Source organism: Vibrio sp. MA40-2 (assembly GCF_047302445.1).
Taxonomy (GTDB): Bacteria; Pseudomonadota; Gammaproteobacteria; order Enterobacterales; family Vibrionaceae; genus Vibrio.
The window spans coordinates 2,144,232-2,160,340 of the sequence record NZ_CP178628.1 but is presented as its reverse complement, the minus strand read 5'-3'; the positions used below and the strand labels follow the sequence as shown (position 1 = coordinate 2,160,340).

The following is a 16,109-nucleotide window of genomic DNA, read 5'->3' as shown; positions in this document are numbered from 1 at the left end:
CAATAAAAGTTGTACTAGACTAAATAACAGTCAGTGAGTTCTCTTGTAAGGAAGTATCGAGATTATTATCTCGTTTTTTTAAAACAAAAATCAAAACCGGTTTTGTTATTAAAAAGTTTCATGAAAGAGAACTAAAATGAATAAAAATTGACCATCTGTTAGCTAACGATATCTCAGCTAGCCGTTTCAAAACTAAACATTGTGTGGAAAGACGCCAAATGACCGTAGAAATAAATAACCTGAACAACCTAAGCAAAGATCTGCAACAGATTCTTGCTGGCGTCTATTCGCCAGAACAACTTTCAAAACTTATTCCCCAGTTGGTCAAGTTAGCGTCCGAATCTCAAATGCCAACCAATGACAAGTTATGGGTTGACCAAACCGACATCATGCTCATCACCTATGGTGACTCGATCATACGAAAAGACGAAGCACCACTTAGCACGCTGCATAATTTTCTTAATCAACAAGCGAATAACTTACTTTCCGCTGTGCATCTTTTGCCTTGTTATCCGTATACTTCTGATGATGGATTTTCAGTTATCGATTATTGGCAAATTAATTCGGATCTTGGCGATTGGAACGATGTTAAAGCGCTAGCCGACGATTACGAATTAATGTTTGATGGTGTGATCAATCATATTTCTCAAGCAAGTGAATGGTTTCAAGGTTATTTAAAAGGTAATGAGAAATATAAACACTATTTTGTCGAAGCCAATCCAGACAGAGATTATAGCTCGGTTACTCGACCAAGAGCGTTACCACTGCTCACACCGTTTGAAACGGCTTATGGCAGCAAGCATATTTGGACAACCTTTAGTGAAGACCAGATAGACCTGAATTTCCGCACTCCAGAAGTGTTTCAAAAAATAGTTGAGCTACTGATATTTTATGCCAAACAAGGCGCGACATTTATCCGTTTAGATGCAATTGGTTTTATGTGGAAGGAACTCGATACCGCCTGTCTGCATTTGCCACAAACTCATGCGTTGATCCAAGCAATGCGTGTGGTTTTAGATTATACAGCGCCACATATAAAACTGATTACAGAAACGAACGTACCTCATAAAGATAACATCAGCTACTTTGGTAACGGTGAAAATGAAGCGCATTTAGTGTACCAATTCCCATTACCACCACTGACCCTGCATACTCTGCAAACCGGCAACAGCGATAAAATTGTAGACTGGATTGAAGGCTTAGAACCATGCTCTAACAACACTACATTCTTCAATTTCCTTGCCTCACATGATGGGATCGGTGTTCGCCCAGTTGAAGGCATACTAAGTAAAGATCAAGTACAAGATTTAGTTAATGGAGTAGAACAAAACGGTGGTCGCGTCTCTTATAAAGATAATGGTGACGGCACACAAAGCCCTTATGAATTAAACATCAACTATTTTGATGCCATCCGAGACAATAGCGCCGACGAGCAAACTAACTTAAATCGCTTTATGGCTGCTCAATCCATATTACTCGCAATGGCTGGTGTACCAGGTATCTATATTCACAGCTTATTAGGGTCAAAAAACGATCTCGAAGGGTTAGAGAAACTCGGCTACAACCGAGCGATCAATCGAGAAAAATTAGACGCTGATATCGTAATTAAAGAATTGAGTGATCCTCAAACAAGACGTTATCAAGTACTTAAACGATTTGAGCAATTATTAACGTTGCGTAAAAACCAGCCGGCCTTTATGCCGAATGCTTCGCAACGAATCGTAAAAACCGATTCTCGACTACTGACATTAATACGCGATGAACAGATTGCAGTCGTCATCAATATTAGTAACCAAATAGTAGAACTCAATACCAGTATATTATTAGACCACTTAAATACCGATCTAATAACTGGACAAAACATAACCACAACCACTGTGCTTGCACCTTACCAAGTCATGTGGCTATGCGCTAAATAACAAGAATGTCGACATTGTAAATACGACTTCAATAACTAAGAACATCAAATAAGGATAGGACGATGAAACTTAAGACCCTCACCCTCGGACTCGCGACAGCTGGTTTAATATTACCAAGTTTGGCGAATGCAACTACTGTAGAGTACTGGACAACACAAACTCAATCAGACCGAATCCAAACCATTGAGATTATGGCTGATGTATTTGAAGCACTTAACCCCGGAATCGATGTAAAGATCATTGGTGTAGATGAAAACGATATGCCAAAACAAATCGCTGCCGCAGCCGCTTCAAATACGTTACCAGATTTAATCGAGGTGGGCTCTAATCTATCATTGGCTTTCGCTGAAGAAGGCATTATTGATACTGCAGCAAACACTGATGTCATTAACACCCTTGGCAAGTCACGTTTTTACGACGGTGCACTCACTCTAGTGGAAAACCCAGATCTGAAACAACATGTTGCGGTTCCTTATCGTGGTTGGGTTCAGGGTATTTGGTATCGTGCCGACTGGTTTAAAGAAGCGGGACTTGAGCCACCAACAACGTGGGACGCCATTGAAAAAGCAGCCAAGCATTTTTATAAACCTGAAGACAATCAATATGGCATATTAATTGGTACCAAAGCCGATAGCTATGCTGAGCAATGTTATACGCAGTTCGCTTTATCAAATGATGCCGGCCAGTTTAATAAAGACGGCGATCTTATCTTCAACTCAAAAGCGCAAGCTGAAGTGTTGGATTTTTATAAAACCTTGTCCCAATATAACCCTCCGGGCCCACAAACATGGCGTGCTCGCGACTACTATTTACAAGGTAAATTGGCCATGTTTTTCTATTCATCTTATATCCTAGATGATATCGCGTTGGCCGAAGCAGCCGCCAGTTCATTAAGCTCTGAAAACTTTAAAGATCTCAAAGGTGCAGCTTTTGATCCAAATTTAGCCAAAAACACGCGTTTAGCCACTACTATCACTAAAACATCGCCTTCATCGTTTGGTACTTTAGTTGGCTTTTCTATAATGAAGAACGACAACCAAGACGAAATCGATGCAACTAAAACATTCATAGAATATATGAATGAAAAAGATCAAGTGGTTGCATATTCACATATGGCGGTAGGTGGTCATTTACCAATGCTACGAGATATTGCCGAAACTGATGAGTTCTTAGACGATCCTAAAGGCATCTTCGCGCAATATGGTAAAGAGTCTATCAAAGAGATTGTTGCTGGCTTTGACAACATCAAAAACTTCTCTGTTGTAGATGGAAAAGCCTTCCCTGCTTCTGGTGAGATTTTTGCGAAACAAATTATTCCTAGAATGATATACAGCGCAACTATTGAGAATAAGGATACTCAAGAATCGTTAGATTGGGCAGATGAACAAATGCAACAAGTGGTTGCAAAGTAAGTTCAAAACTAGTTGTGAAAGAAGCTTTTTATAGCTAAATCATTATCATAGAACTAAATCATCATTGTAGAAAAGAGAACGGGGCGTTCTGTCGCCCCCTTCTTCTTACAAGGGACACTCATGACTCCATTAGAAAGAGCTGAAGCAAGATTCGGTTGGAAGCTTGTTGCTCCAACAATCATTATTCTTAGCTTACTCATTCTTTACCCTCTTGTGTATAACATTTACCTGAGCTTTTTTGATGTTCAGCTAAATGGTGACAAAACATTTGTCGGGTTAGGAAATTACACAAAATTGTTATCAAATGCCGACTATTATGCCGCCATTGGTACCACAGGTTTGTACCTCTTTGGTACTGTTGTAGGCACAACTCTACTTGGCTTAGCGATGGCTTTGCTATTGCGTGAGCCATTTAAAGGAAGAGGATTAGTCAACGCGGCCATCATGCTTCCTTACGTTGCACCTGTTATCTCAGTGGTTTTTGGTTGGCAATTTTTATTCGACCCTATCTCCGGTGTGGTGAACTACATCATGGTCGATGTTTTACATCTTTGGGCCGAACGTACCAATCTTATTGGCGACCCAGATTCCGCCTTGTGGGTTGTGGTTATTTTCGATATTTGGAAACATGCGCCCATTGCTTATATGTTGATTTTGTCCAAATTGGTATCAATTTCACGCGATCAATATGAAGCAGCATCACTGGATGGCTACGGACCAATCGGACGCTTTTTCCACGTAACATTGCCAGAGCTGCATTTTGTTTTAGCAACCGTGGTCTTGCTACGACTTATTTGGAACTTAAATAGATTTGAAGATGTGTATTTACTTGCACCCAACGTGCAAACCTTGCCTATCTTCACCTATTACCAAGCCTTTACAGGTGTTATAGATCAAGGCTTAGCGGCCGCAACATCAGTGATTCAACTTGGTGTTCTGTGTATATTCATCTGGTTCTACATCAAAAAAATCATGAAGTGGTAATTAATAATGCTAGCAAAAAAAACATTAAAAGGACGGTTAGGGTTCGTTTTAGCGGTGGGATTATTAGTCAGCTTTAGCTTACTACCCTTCGCACAAATCTTATCGACGTCACTCAAACATCAATTTGATTGGGGTAACCCATCACTTATTCCTCAAGTGATCAACCTTGACGCGTACAAAGAATTGCTCGGATTAACCGAACCGCAAGAAGTTGAAATACCGGCAGCCATTCAGAAGATTTTGGCTAATCCTAAGTTATCAGAGGAAAAAAAAGCGGCTATTTCGGCTAAATTCACGTCTAACGACAACCTATTTCCGTTTGGCAAATACATGTTCAACAGCGTGATATTCTCGGTAGGTGCCGCCACCTTTTCGCTTATTTTTGCGGTAATGGGGGCCTACTCTATTAGCCGGCTAAGGTTTAAAGGCAAAGTCGTTATACAACGCTCGGTATTATTTGTTTATATGGTGGGTGGGGTGTTATTGATGGTGCCACTTTATCAAATGGCAATGAATATCGGATTAGCTTCTTCCATGTGGGGCAGCGTATTTAGTTTATTTCTCATCTATATCGTACAAACCTTGCCTGTTGGTATGTACATGTTGGGTAACTATTTTCGCGGCATACCAATGGCACTAGAAGAAGCGGCAATGATGGACGGATGTTCCAGAACCGAAGCGATTATTAAAGTGGTACTTCCTCTCTCTTTACCGATGTTAGCTACGGTATTTATTTACTGTTTTATTATTGGTTGGAACGAATATTTATTTGCCTCGGTATTTCTAAAACAATACCCAGAGTTTCACACTCTACCACTGGCTCTACAAGAGCTGTTTGTTTCTAAAAATGCAATTTGGGACCGTATAATGGCAGCCTCTATGCTGACTCTTGCTCCAATTGTAGTTTGTTTCTTATTTGCTTCTCGCTTTATGAAAGGCGGAAAAACTGAAGGCGGGGTTAAGGGTTAATCATGGCAGCTATAAAACTTAAAAATATCGTTAAGAATTACGACCAAACCAAAGTCGTAAAAGGCATAGATCTCGACATTGAAGACGGCGAATTCGTGGTACTTGTTGGTCCTTCAGGTTGCGGAAAATCAACCACTTTACGCATGATAGCGGGCTTAGAGCAAGCAACCTCTGGCGAAATTTCTATTGGTGATAGAGTGGTTAACGACATTGAACCTCAACACCGAAATATTGCCATGGTTTTCCAAAACTATGCGTTATACCCACACAAATCGGTCAAGGAAAATATCGTCTTCGCACTACGTCGTTTGAAAGTGGAAGAAAGCGAAATTCAAAGTCGACTGGTAGAAGTATCTGAAATGCTACAACTAGAAGAGCTACTGGAAAGAAAACCGGCCGATTTATCTGGCGGTCAACGTCAACGAGTTGCAATGGGGCGTGCAATTATCCGTGATGCAGATGTGTTCTTATTTGATGAACCGCTTTCTAACCTTGACGCTAAGCTTCGTGGGCACATGCGTACTGAAATAGGCAAAATTCATAACAAATTTGGTCGCACCAGTGTTTATGTGACTCACGATCAAGTAGAAGCCATGACATTAGCCGATAAAGTTGTCGTACTTCATGACGGCCACATCGCACAAGCCGGAACGCCGATGGAGATTTATCTTAATCCCGTCAATATCTTTGTCGCGCAGTTCATTGGTTCTCCTTCTATGAATATCATGCCCGGCACGTTATATAATGACTTTTTACAAATTGGTCATTATCAGCTGCCACGCACAAAGCTCTCAAGTGTCACGTACGACCAAGCAATCCCTGAACAAGGGTTAGCGGTAAAAGTGGGAATTCGTCCTGACTTTTTTAACGATAAAAACTTTTTCGCAGAAGATGGAGAAAGCTTCACATTCGATAACATAACCGTCGATCTTATTGAGCCAATGGGCTTTGACAAAGAAGTGTTATTTACCCTTGGTGGTGAAAATGTTAAAGCTCGTCTAGATCTACGTTCAGAATTAGCCAGAGGCGAAAAAGTGGATCTATTAGTTGATCTTTCTCGCGTGTTATTATTTGACCAAGAAACAGAAAATCGTCTGTAAATTGATATAAATTAGGGGCCAAACTCTGGCCCCCTTGATACGATTTCCAAATATTAAATATAGAGTAATTTATGTCTATCAAGAAACTTGCTGAGCATCTGGGGATATCAAAATCCACCGTTTCCAGAGCATTAAATGGTTATACTGATGTGAACGCAGAGACTCGGAAAAAAATCCTGCTCGCGGCACAGGAAATGGGCTATAAAGCCAACCCGACAGCAAAACGACTGGCGTCAGGTAAGTCACGTAATGTCGGTATTATATTACCTGCTAGTTCTCGGATGTTTGTATCACCCGCTTTCTCTAAAGTTCTCGCCGGAGCGTCAGCGTTTTTAGCCAAGCACGAATATCAACTCATCGTAACCACCATATCTGAATGGCAAAATGAACAACAGGTTTATTTAGATTTTATTACTAGCGGATTGGTTGACGGCTTATTTATTGTACGAACGCGCAGTAATGACGAGCGAATCGAGATGTTGGAAAAACACCAATTTCCGTACGTTTGCCACGGTTTTGATGCTAGCTATGCCATTGATAGCTTCGTCGATGTTGATAATAAAAAGGCATTTTATGAGCTAACCAAAAGACAAATATCACTCGGTCATTCTCGTATTGCTTTCCTTGATGCGCCCATTGAATTGACCTTATCTCAAGCCCGTCAACAAGGCTATATACAAGCCATGAAAGAAGCCAATCTAAGTATTGATAAACGTTGGCTTTTAAACGGTGATCTTAATGAAGGTGCGGCAATGACTATGACCAAAGAAGTGATGTCACTTGCCAAACGCCCTACTTCGATTTTGTGTGCCGATGACACCATGGCACTGGGTACAATAGCCGCTTGTGAAGAGCTCGGGTACCAACCTGGAGTCAACGTTGCTATTGCTGGTTATGGCGATTACGAACATAGCCGTTACTCCAAACCGTCCATTACCTCACTAAAATACGCCACTCATGATGTCGGTGAAGCGATGGCAAAACTTATGCTCAACAAACTAGAAAATAACAAGTTCGAAGTTCAAAACTGGTATCTAGCCGAAATTATTGCTCGCCAGTCAGACGCTCAAGTGAATGTGAACTCATAAATACTCAACATAACAATATTTAGGTTCAGATCTATCCAGACCTGAACCAGTTTGTGTTTATCTCTTTAAACATTTAGATGTTTAATCATTACTCCTCAATTGGTTGCACCAAAATATCCACCGAACTGGTATTGATTAGTTGTCGCGAGGTAGAAATAATATGGCTCCAAAAATCATGATGGTGGCCACAAATCAACAGATCGATTTTATATTGTTCAATGATCCCCGGCAGCTTATCAGCGATACTCCCAGTACCAACTAACGCGTACTCAATAGGAACTTGGGCCCCTTGTACGAATTGTTGGAAATAACGATTGGTTTTTTCATTAACATTCGATTGCTCTTCAGGCTTGTTTAAATCGAAAATCTCGCTGTAAATCTCACCATGACTACTGTCAATATAAACCAGTGACACATCAGCTTGGAATTTTTCAGCATAAACCGCGGCTTTATCTATCAGCGCTACACTCTCTTCAGAAAGCTCAACTGCGACCAAAATATGTTTATAAATAACGGTTACCCCTCAAAATATAGTGATAAAAAACGTAACTTTCTTAATAAGCATAGCACTACAAAACATCTGGTTTTGTATGCGTATTCTCATTTTTTAACGCCTAAAATACAAAGATAAGGGGTCAGGTCTTGCCTTTTGCTTTTCGCTATATAAAAAGCAAAAGGCAAGACCTGACCCCTAAATTGACAGTAAGTGACATGGATAAAGCGATTGAATTTTACACCAAAGCTTTAGGCTTAACAGTCATCATGGAAAAATCCGAAATAATAGAAGTAGCCCAATGCGCTGATTAAAGAGCAAGGCAAATAAAGAGGAACGTCTTATCTTACCCTTTATTTGCTGCTTGAGCGTCATAGGTCCTTGAGCGTTATAGTTACTTTGTCTACAATGAGCTACTTTTTATTGGTGATAGACAGAAAATATGAACGATACAACCGCACAACCTGAACTACCAGATCGCCTTTCAGGCAATCCACGTAGCCCACATCATCTAGAAGCTTGCTTTGCCCATCAGATAGGCATTCGCTTAAATGGCAAAGAGCGTTTCGACGTTGAAGAATACTGCATTAGTGAAGGTTGGGTAAAAATTCCATCACCTAAAGCACTAGACCGCCGTGGGCAGCCCATATTGATCACATTAAAAGGCACGGTTGAAGCGTTTTATCGTTAATCGGCTATTTTGAATCAATAATAAAGAGTCAAACCTAAATAAGAGCTGACTCTTTAGTTATTGTGATTTTATTGCTGAAATTGGTGAATGAACGCAGTCATATCATTATATGGAATGGGCTTTGAATAATAGTATCCTTGTACAATATCGCAGCCATTTTCCACTAAAAAATTCACTTGCTTTTTCGTTTCTGCTCCTTCAGCAACCAATTTTAAATCCAGCGCCTTTCCAAAATTAATAATAGCTCGAACAATCGCTTGATCACTAGGATCAACAAAAATATCTCGCACGAAACTCTGGTCAATCTTTATCGTATCAATAGGAAATTTTTTGATATAGGTAAAGCTTGAATAACCCGTACCAAAATCATCAATAGAAATTTTGATCCCCATGCCTTTCAAAATCATCAGTTTCTGGCGAGTTTTTTCGATACTCTTAGCCAATACCCCTTGGGTAATTTCGAACTCAATTAAATTCAAATTTAAATTTGAATTTTGTTCAAATATATTTTTAACGCTCGACATAAAATCATCGTCGTTAAACTGTAAGGTGGAAATATTTAAACTAACAATATGCATTAAACCATCAGCTTGCCATTGGTTCGCATCCTTACACACTTGCTCCAAAACAAAGGCACCAAGTTGTACAATCAGGCCGCATTCTTCTGCAATTGGAATAAACAAGCCCGGTGGTATAGGCTCGCCTTGGGCACTTTTTAATCTTAATAAAGCTTCCACCCCGACCACTGAATGGTTAGATACATCCACTTTAGGTTGATAGTGCACTTCAAATAATGATTCTTGTAACGCATAACGTAAATATTTTTCTATTTCATGGCGTTGCGACATTTTTTCAGCCATCTCGCCAGAGAAAAAGTGCCAGCCGTTTTTACCTTTTACTTTGGCTAAGTTCATCGCGGTATCGGAATGCTTATACAGCTGTTCAACATTTTGTGCATCATCGGGAAAAATACTCACCCCAATACTGCAACTCACCTCATAACGTTCTCCATCTAAAATAAAGGCATCACTGAGCGTTTGTTTTATCTTATTTAAGTAGTTAATAATCGCTGCTTGGCTGTCTATTTGAGTCAAAATAACGGTAAATTCATCGCCTCCCTGACGACTTAACGTATCAGCATTTCGTGTTATGTTTCCTAAACGATCGGCTACATATTTTAGAATCGTATCGCCAACAGCATGTCCCATCGCATCGTTTATATGTTTGAAGTTATCGACATCCAACATTAGCATTGCGACCAGTTGATCGTTGTCTTTTGCATTATCAATCGCATATCTAGCTCTGTCTTGTAACAGCATTCGATTGGGCAAGCCCGTTAATGCATCATGATTAGCAAGATGAGTCATTTTTAACGACATCGCTCGTGCTTCACTCACATCGTGAAAAACGATAATCCCGCCCAATACTTGGTCATTAGTATCAAGAATAGGAGCCGCTGAATCTTCAACTTCATAAACGGCATTATCGGTACCAACTAATGTGGTATTAAACGCCATTCCCACCACTCTTTTCTCACTCATAGCAGTATAAATAGGATTCTTTAACTCAAAGTTTCGGCTCGCATCTTTTAATGGCATCACTCGTTCAATTAATTGATTCAAGGCAGACTCATTACTCCACCCAGTCAAAGACTCGGCAACTGGATTCATAAATGTGATGTTACCTGCCATGTCGGTAGTAATAACCGCATCACCAATAGAGTTTAACGTGACGCGTAATAGCTCTTTATCTTGGTGTAAGTCAACTTGCAGTGCTTTTAATGGCGTTATATCGTTAAGCAACATAACAAAGCCTTTAAAAACGCCATCCACTAACGTTGGCACTAATGATGCGCTAGCAAAAACTGTATCAACGTTGTCTTTTTCGTTCGTCGTAGCTTGTGAATTGCTGCTGACTTTTTTGGTTAAAGTAAAATCCAGATCGACCGCGGTACCTAAAGGTAATTTTTCTACAGCTAGTATTAACGATTTACTAATGTTTTGGTTTAATCCATTACAGTTTTGAATAACATGGGTAAAACTCTGATTGAAGATATCTTCACGATTTAAACCAAACCAGTATCCCTCAGCATCATTACTAAATACATTACGAGCATGTTCATCCCAATAAGAGACAAAAACTGGTAGATGATAGATAATTGTATCGAGTGTTGTTCTTGCGAGCCTCAAACTGCGCTGCTCTTCCTTCAAACTCAATTGAGTTCTGACGCGAGCACGAGCTATTCCCGGATTAATTGGTTTCTGGATGAAGTCTACCGCACCAAGTTCGAGCGCTTTTAGTTCACTTTGGCTGTCACCCTGCGAGGTGATAAACATAATTGAAATAGATTTTAATTCAGGATCTGCTTTGAGTGTTTTACACACGTCATAGCCATCTAAATCTGGCATCTGAATATCCAACAGCATCAAATCAGGTTTAATGGTGTCTGCAAGAACAATCGCTTCCTTACCACTACTGGCAAAATAAACCGTACCTAGCTCACTCATCGTTTGATTAAGTATTTGGATGATGGACGGATCATCATCAACAATGAGTATTTTATTTTGGTGTACTTTCGACTCATTCGCCATTAAATTCACTTACTATTATTCTGTCTAGCCGTAGGTAAAGTATACTTAAGTCTTAACAGTAGTAAATGAATTTAATAACATCTATTCATCTAAATTATAAGAGGTTTTTAGGTTAACTGAGGTAGATTTTGCCTTTTTCGTTTTTACTCAAAGGAACGCGTAAAAGCAAAACCTGATTCTATATATGGCCTCATAAATCAAAAGATCGGAAAATAGTTAACAATACGCCTCTTCAACGGTTATTTGATATTGCTTCGAATCGACCTCTTCAGCCGCAACAATATTCGGTTCAATTTGACCTATTTCGAGCATCTGATTAACTAGCTTTTGCCTCAATACAGAAACCACATGTTTATGACTTCTATAACCAATAATATTGTTTAGTTCCCATGGGTCGGCCATCAAATCATAAAGAAAATCTTCAACATAGGTGTTATCTTCTGCTTGACGAATACTGTATTTCCAGCGGCGAGTTCGAATACAACGCCCCACATGAGATTCACTGATTTCTGCATAAACATAATCTCTAAACTGAGAGTCAACTCGATTAACTAAAGGTAAAATTGACTGTCCACTCATATAATCAGGAACCGGTATATCACATGCATCTAATAATGTTGGAGGTACATCGATTAAACTAATCGTGTTCGGCAATCGACCACCTCTTGCAAACTGTGCCCCCGACCAAACCATCGGTACTTTAAGCGAAGAATCATGGCAAGACCGTTTATATTCGCTGTTTCTTGTTTTGAAATGGCAGCCATGATCACTGGTGAATAACACGATAGTATCGTCCAGTAAATTTAAACTTCTTAATGCGTCTTTTAATCGCCCATACGCTTCATCTATACGCTTCACCATTCCATAGTATCCTGGAAGATGCTGCGCCGAGGTGCCACCTAAAGCTCTAAGATCGGGTGGAGTCCATGCATCAATATATCGTGATTGATAACCTGTAGGTGCAGGATAATCATCACGGGTATTTTGCATATGCGGCTCAAGTAGCGACACCATCATAAAGAATGGCGAATCTTTGTTTTCGTCGATATATCGAATTGCCCGATCCACGGTTGCATCAACTCGATAGCCAGGGAGACGCACTTCGTTGCCCTCTTCATCATACAAAACCGTTTCATAAGCGTCCGAAATTGACTCTAAAATATTGGCTGCGCACCACGTTTGATAGCCTCCTTGTGGTTGTGCAAAAGGCGCAGTATCGCAAGCGTGCAAATGCCACTTACCAAAATAGGCAGTATTGTAGCCAGCATCATTAAAATAATGAGCTAAAGTTAATTCATCTGTCGGTAAGATGTCATCATTAGTGTTGCATTGAATCTGTGAAGAATATTTACCAGTTTGTAAACATGCCCTGGAAGGTAAACACACTGGCTGCGCAGTAAATGCATTTTCACAATGCGTACCATTTAATGCATCGTAATCCAAGTTAGGAGTAAGATCTAAAGGATTGCCATGCACACCTAATGTGTCCGCTCTTTGCTGATCAGTAAAAAAGATCAAAACATTTTTCTTTTTCCCCATTTCATCTTCTCCTAATAGTTAATAAATAAATTCCTAGCGAATTTCATTCTAGTATCGTACAAGAATAAAACATGGACAATACTATTGAACTGCCAATTTGATAAACTTCACATTTTTCATTCATAAATTAACAATCAGTTAAATTATTTGATCTAAATCTCTTTATTTTGCTGCTTTTTATCTATTATTGTCCATGTTGATAACATTTTATTAATAATCCTACTGTGAAACATTAAATATAAAAAACCGATATTACATGGATAATACAACTAGAACGGAGTGAGTTATGAAGAAATTAGTCAAAAAGGTCAGCACAATACTATCGTTAGGTTTACTTGCCTTCTCTGCGCAATCAGCCACCGATAATTGGCCAACTAAACCCATTACAACGGTTGTACCATGGGCCGTAGGCGGACTTGCCGATCAGGTAAATAGAGCCATGGCGCAATTTGGTGCCGATGAATTTGGCCAACCTATCGTCCCAACAAACAGATTAGGTGCGGGAGGTGTTGTCGCGTTAACTGAATATCTGCGTGAAAGACCGAATACCACTAAAATTATTTATGGTAGTGAAGGTAATTTTTCGATTAGTCCAAAAACGAATAAAGTGGCTTACAAATGGGAAGATTTCACTCCTATTATGAACATTTATACGTCTTCTTTTGTACTGGTGGCTAACCCTGAATCTGGTATTGAAAACTTTGAGGACCTAAAAAATTATGGCAAAGATAAAAAAGTGCTGTTTGGCGTCAATGGTCTTAACGGAACGGAATTTTTAATCATTTCAGCTCTACTGTCTGAAATGGGTATTGATTACGAAGCGGTCGGCTTTAATGGTGCAAATGAAGCGATGAATGCCACTATTTCTGGCGACGTGGTATTAGCGGTAACACATGGTTCGTTAGCTAAAGAGTATGTTAAAGCCGACGAACTTGAAGCTATTTTAGTGTTTGATGAGAAACCGCTTAAAACGGATGTATACGATCTGCCTCCTGTTACTGAATTTGGTTACGACACTTGGATAGTAAATCGCATGATGATGTTAACTCGTAAAGGGACAGACCCGCAATTAGTGCAAGAAATACGTAATCATTTCCTTAATATTTTACAGAATCCTAAGTTCCAAGAAGTGGCGGATAATCTAGGAGTAAATATCGATCCAATTGATGGTGATGCGCTGAATCAGCATGTAGAAACGACAATAGAAAAAGTGAATCGTTTCTGGGAAATTGCTAAAAAATAATCAATCAAAAGGTATCAAAATGAAAATAACCACCAACATCATAGGTAGTGCCCTTTTTATAGGACTGTCATTATTTATTTTATATGCAATACCAGAACAAATATTGGCAAGTTCGAATGTAGGGATCAATGCTCAATCTTTCCCTCGTTGGATCACTATCTTGATGTTGGTGAGTAGTATTTTCCTCTTTATTAATGAAATAAGGTTACAAATCAAACAACAAACGGAGCAAAAAACGTTCAAAATTGAACTTAAAACAGAGCTTCGATCGCTACTATTTATTGTCTTAATTGTCGCTTATGCTTTAGCCACACCTAAAATAGGATTCTTATTTTCCTCAATAGCATTCAGTATTCTTTCTCTGGTTTTCTTTAGGATAACCAATATGAAATATACGCTATTTCTCGTTGCCTGCTGCTTGTTGGTCAATTATGTCTTCAAAAATTTGTTATTAGTACAGCTGCCATAGGAATGAATAATGGATAGTTTATTTGCAGATGGATTCATTGCTTTTTTCACCGCATCGAGTTTCATTTACTTAAATATTGGTTTACTACTCGGCTTGGTATTTGGCTCCATTCCCGGCCTCACTGTTATGTTGTGTTTGGTTTTATTTATGCCATTTACATACACTATGGATGCTATTTCGTCATTTATGTTTCTGCTCGGTATTTACTGTTCGGGAAGCTATGGTGGTTCAATTTCTGCAATCTTAATAAAAACACCAGGGACACCTCACGCAGCAGCAACAATGCTAGACGGTTATCCGATGGCGCAAGCAGGCAAACCGAATAAAGCCTTGTTGACCGCTTTATATGCTTCTGGTTTTGGTGGGATATTTAGCGCATTAGTCTTATTGTTTGCAGCACCATTAGTGGCCAATATTGCTTTAAATTTTGGACCTCCTGAATACTTTATTTTGTGCATTTTCGGCTTACTCATTATTTCTGGTGTCAGCAGCGGCAATTTAGTAAAAGGAATAATGGCAGGTTGTCTTGGGTTATTATTATCCACAGTCGGAATGGATAGTATTAGTGGTGTTTTTCGTTTCACCTTTGATGATTTCAATCTGTATGGTGGGTTAAATTTGGTTATTGTTCTTATTGGCTTATTTGCTATTTCGGAAACCATATCTAATGCCAGTAAGTATAATAAAACGCGCCAATCTGAACGCCTGTCCACAACCAAAGACACGCAAGATACGCTGTCACTAAAAGAGTTTTTTGCCTCATATTTAGTACTTTTCCGCTCATCGGTTATTGGTACTATCATTGGTTGCATTCCGGGGACAGGCGCCTCAATGGCCTCTTTTCTTAGCTATGATACCGCTCGTAGAAACTCAAAAAATAAACAGCAATTTGGTAAAGGATCAATAGAAGGTATTTCGGCGGCGGAGTCAGCCAACAACGCGGTTACTGGGGCAACACTTATTCCTTTACTCACTTTAGGAATACCCGGAGATGCGGCAGTAGCGATACTACTGGGCACATTGATGATAAATGGATTAACCCCCGGACCCAATTTGTTTCAAGAACATGGTGTAGAAGTTTATGCGGTTATGATTGGTCTCATATTCATCAATATTTTTATGTTAATTCAAGGTCGTTTGTTGATGCCGTTTTTCGCAAAAATCACCAAGATTGACTTCGCATTATTAACACCGCTTATCGTCATATTCTGTTTTGCAGGAACGTTTTCAATTAATAACACCATGTACGATATCTACGTTTCAATTATATTTGGTGCAATCGCTTATATACTGATCAAACTTGAGTTTTCTCCTATACCCATTTTACTTGGCTTAGTACTTGGTAATTTAACTGAAATGAACTTAAGACGGACGATTACCATGGCTCAAGGAGATTGGTTTATATTTTTTGGTCGGCCAGCATCACTGGTACTTATTGCTATATTTATAAGTTTACTCGCCTGGTTTGCTTATTCGCGCATAAAACAAATTCGCACGGAAAACAAAATCGACATTCAACAACAAACATAGAGTAATAACCAGATTTCGTTTCTAGTTGAGAAACGTGGCAATATTAATTATTCGTTATTAATATTTATAAAAAAGAAAATA

The 16,109-nt window shown here is 39.3% G+C and carries 14 protein-coding genes; 11 read left to right on the top strand and 3 right to left on the bottom strand.

Going from position 1 to position 16,109, the window contains the following annotated elements; all coding sequences use genetic code 11:
- The first annotated feature begins 218 nt into the window (after positions 1 to 218).
- The 6 genes from ACLKML_RS17465 to ACLKML_RS17440 all read left to right on the top strand — a co-directional run bounded on the left by ACLKML_RS17465 (position 219) and on the right by ACLKML_RS17440 (position 7,472).
- Positions 219 to 1,919, top strand: a complete 1,701-nt coding sequence (locus ACLKML_RS17465; protein WP_413284269.1) for a sugar phosphorylase — start codon at positions 219 to 221, stop codon at positions 1,917 to 1,919.
- 62 nt (positions 1,920 to 1,981) lie between these two features.
- Positions 1,982 to 3,331, top strand: a complete 1,350-nt coding sequence (locus tag ACLKML_RS17460; protein ID WP_317718307.1) for an ABC transporter substrate-binding protein — start codon at positions 1,982 to 1,984, stop codon at positions 3,329 to 3,331.
- Positions 3,332 to 3,451: 120 nt separating this feature from the next.
- The gene (locus tag ACLKML_RS17455; RefSeq protein WP_317718306.1) at positions 3,452 to 4,315 is read left to right on the top strand and encodes a sugar ABC transporter permease; all 864 of its coding nucleotides are present in this window, start codon (positions 3,452 to 3,454) and stop codon (positions 4,313 to 4,315) included.
- 6 nt (positions 4,316 to 4,321) lie between these two features.
- Positions 4,322 to 5,284, top strand: a complete 963-nt coding sequence (locus ACLKML_RS17450) for a carbohydrate ABC transporter permease (RefSeq protein ID WP_317718305.1) — start codon at positions 4,322 to 4,324, stop codon at positions 5,282 to 5,284.
- Between the two features lie 2 nt (positions 5,285 to 5,286).
- Complete coding sequence (locus ACLKML_RS17445; RefSeq protein ID WP_413284268.1) at positions 5,287 to 6,384, top strand: ABC transporter ATP-binding protein; 1,098 nt, start codon at positions 5,287 to 5,289, stop codon at positions 6,382 to 6,384.
- Positions 6,385 to 6,455: 71 nt separating this feature from the next.
- Positions 6,456 to 7,472, top strand: a complete 1,017-nt coding sequence (locus tag ACLKML_RS17440; protein ID WP_413284267.1) for a LacI family DNA-binding transcriptional regulator — start codon at positions 6,456 to 6,458, stop codon at positions 7,470 to 7,472.
- 88 nt (positions 7,473 to 7,560) lie between these two features.
- Here the strand turns inward: ACLKML_RS17440 and ACLKML_RS17435 are convergent, their stop codons facing one another.
- The gene (locus tag ACLKML_RS17435; protein ID WP_413284266.1) at positions 7,561 to 7,968 is read right to left on the bottom strand and encodes a universal stress protein; all 408 of its coding nucleotides are present in this window, start codon (positions 7,966 to 7,968) and stop codon (positions 7,561 to 7,563) included.
- A gap of 146 nt (positions 7,969 to 8,114) precedes the next feature.
- On the opposite strand from ACLKML_RS17435, the gene ACLKML_RS17430 reads away from it, so the two are divergent.
- Together ACLKML_RS17430 and ACLKML_RS17425 are read left to right on the top strand one after the other, a co-directional pair.
- A complete protein-coding gene (locus ACLKML_RS17430) occupies positions 8,115 to 8,279 on the top strand; it encodes a VOC family protein (RefSeq protein WP_413284265.1) in 165 nt (54 codons plus the stop codon).
- 128 nt (positions 8,280 to 8,407) lie between these two features.
- Positions 8,408 to 8,656: a DUF3297 family protein gene (locus ACLKML_RS17425; protein WP_413284264.1), complete on the top strand. Its 249-nt coding sequence runs from the start codon at positions 8,408 to 8,410 to the stop codon at positions 8,654 to 8,656.
- 68 nt (positions 8,657 to 8,724) lie between these two features.
- Here the strand turns inward: ACLKML_RS17425 and ACLKML_RS17420 are convergent, their stop codons facing one another.
- Together ACLKML_RS17420 and ACLKML_RS17415 are read right to left on the bottom strand one after the other, a co-directional pair.
- Positions 8,725 to 11,247: an EAL domain-containing protein gene (locus ACLKML_RS17420; RefSeq protein ID WP_413284263.1), complete on the bottom strand. Its 2,523-nt coding sequence runs from the start codon at positions 11,245 to 11,247 to the stop codon at positions 8,725 to 8,727.
- 216 nt (positions 11,248 to 11,463) lie between these two features.
- On the bottom strand, positions 11,464 to 12,786 hold the full coding sequence (locus ACLKML_RS17415) for a sulfatase-like hydrolase/transferase (protein WP_413284262.1): 1,323 nt from the start codon (positions 12,784 to 12,786) through the stop codon (positions 11,464 to 11,466).
- Positions 12,787 to 13,072: 286 nt separating this feature from the next.
- Between ACLKML_RS17415 and ACLKML_RS17410 the strand changes: the two genes are divergently transcribed.
- From ACLKML_RS17410 to ACLKML_RS17400, 3 genes are read left to right on the top strand one after another with little or no spacing between them, the layout of a single operon-like run.
- Positions 13,073 to 14,029, top strand: coding sequence for a tripartite tricarboxylate transporter substrate binding protein (locus ACLKML_RS17410; RefSeq protein WP_413284261.1), 957 nt, complete (start codon positions 13,073 to 13,075; stop codon positions 14,027 to 14,029).
- 19 nt (positions 14,030 to 14,048) lie between these two features.
- Positions 14,049 to 14,498: a tripartite tricarboxylate transporter TctB family protein gene (locus ACLKML_RS17405; protein WP_413284260.1), complete on the top strand. Its 450-nt coding sequence runs from the start codon at positions 14,049 to 14,051 to the stop codon at positions 14,496 to 14,498.
- A 9-nt stretch (positions 14,499 to 14,507) separates the two neighbouring features.
- Positions 14,508 to 16,028 (top strand): tripartite tricarboxylate transporter permease, encoded by a 1,521-nt coding sequence (locus ACLKML_RS17400; protein ID WP_413284259.1) that lies wholly within the window; start codon positions 14,508 to 14,510, stop codon positions 16,026 to 16,028.
- The last annotated feature ends 81 nt before the right edge of the window (positions 16,029 to 16,109 follow it).

What these genes read in the sequence shown, in the direction of transcription:
- ACLKML_RS17465 (WP_413284269.1), top strand. Translation starts at nt 219, where the DNA reads ATGACCGTAGAAATAAATAACCTGAACAACCTAAGCAAAGATCTGCAA.
- ACLKML_RS17460 (WP_317718307.1), top strand. Translation starts at nt 1,982, where the DNA reads ATGAAACTTAAGACCCTCACCCTCGGACTCGCGACAGCTGGTTTAATA.
- ACLKML_RS17455 (WP_317718306.1), top strand. Translation starts at nt 3,452, where the DNA reads ATGACTCCATTAGAAAGAGCTGAAGCAAGATTCGGTTGGAAGCTTGTT.
- ACLKML_RS17450 (WP_317718305.1), top strand. Translation starts at nt 4,322, where the DNA reads ATGCTAGCAAAAAAAACATTAAAAGGACGGTTAGGGTTCGTTTTAGCG.
- ACLKML_RS17445 (WP_413284268.1), top strand. Translation starts at nt 5,287, where the DNA reads ATGGCAGCTATAAAACTTAAAAATATCGTTAAGAATTACGACCAAACC.
- ACLKML_RS17440 (WP_413284267.1), top strand. Translation starts at nt 6,456, where the DNA reads ATGTCTATCAAGAAACTTGCTGAGCATCTGGGGATATCAAAATCCACC.
- ACLKML_RS17425 (WP_413284264.1), top strand. Translation starts at nt 8,408, where the DNA reads ATGAACGATACAACCGCACAACCTGAACTACCAGATCGCCTTTCAGGC.
- ACLKML_RS17420 (WP_413284263.1), bottom strand. Translation starts at nt 11,247, where the DNA reads ATGGCGAATGAGTCGAAAGTACACCAAAATAAAATACTCATTGTTGAT.
- ACLKML_RS17415 (WP_413284262.1), bottom strand. Translation starts at nt 12,786, where the DNA reads ATGGGGAAAAAGAAAAATGTTTTGATCTTTTTTACTGATCAGCAAAGA.
- ACLKML_RS17410 (WP_413284261.1), top strand. Translation starts at nt 13,073, where the DNA reads ATGAAGAAATTAGTCAAAAAGGTCAGCACAATACTATCGTTAGGTTTA.
- ACLKML_RS17405 (WP_413284260.1), top strand. Translation starts at nt 14,049, where the DNA reads ATGAAAATAACCACCAACATCATAGGTAGTGCCCTTTTTATAGGACTG.
- ACLKML_RS17400 (WP_413284259.1), top strand. Translation starts at nt 14,508, where the DNA reads ATGGATAGTTTATTTGCAGATGGATTCATTGCTTTTTTCACCGCATCG.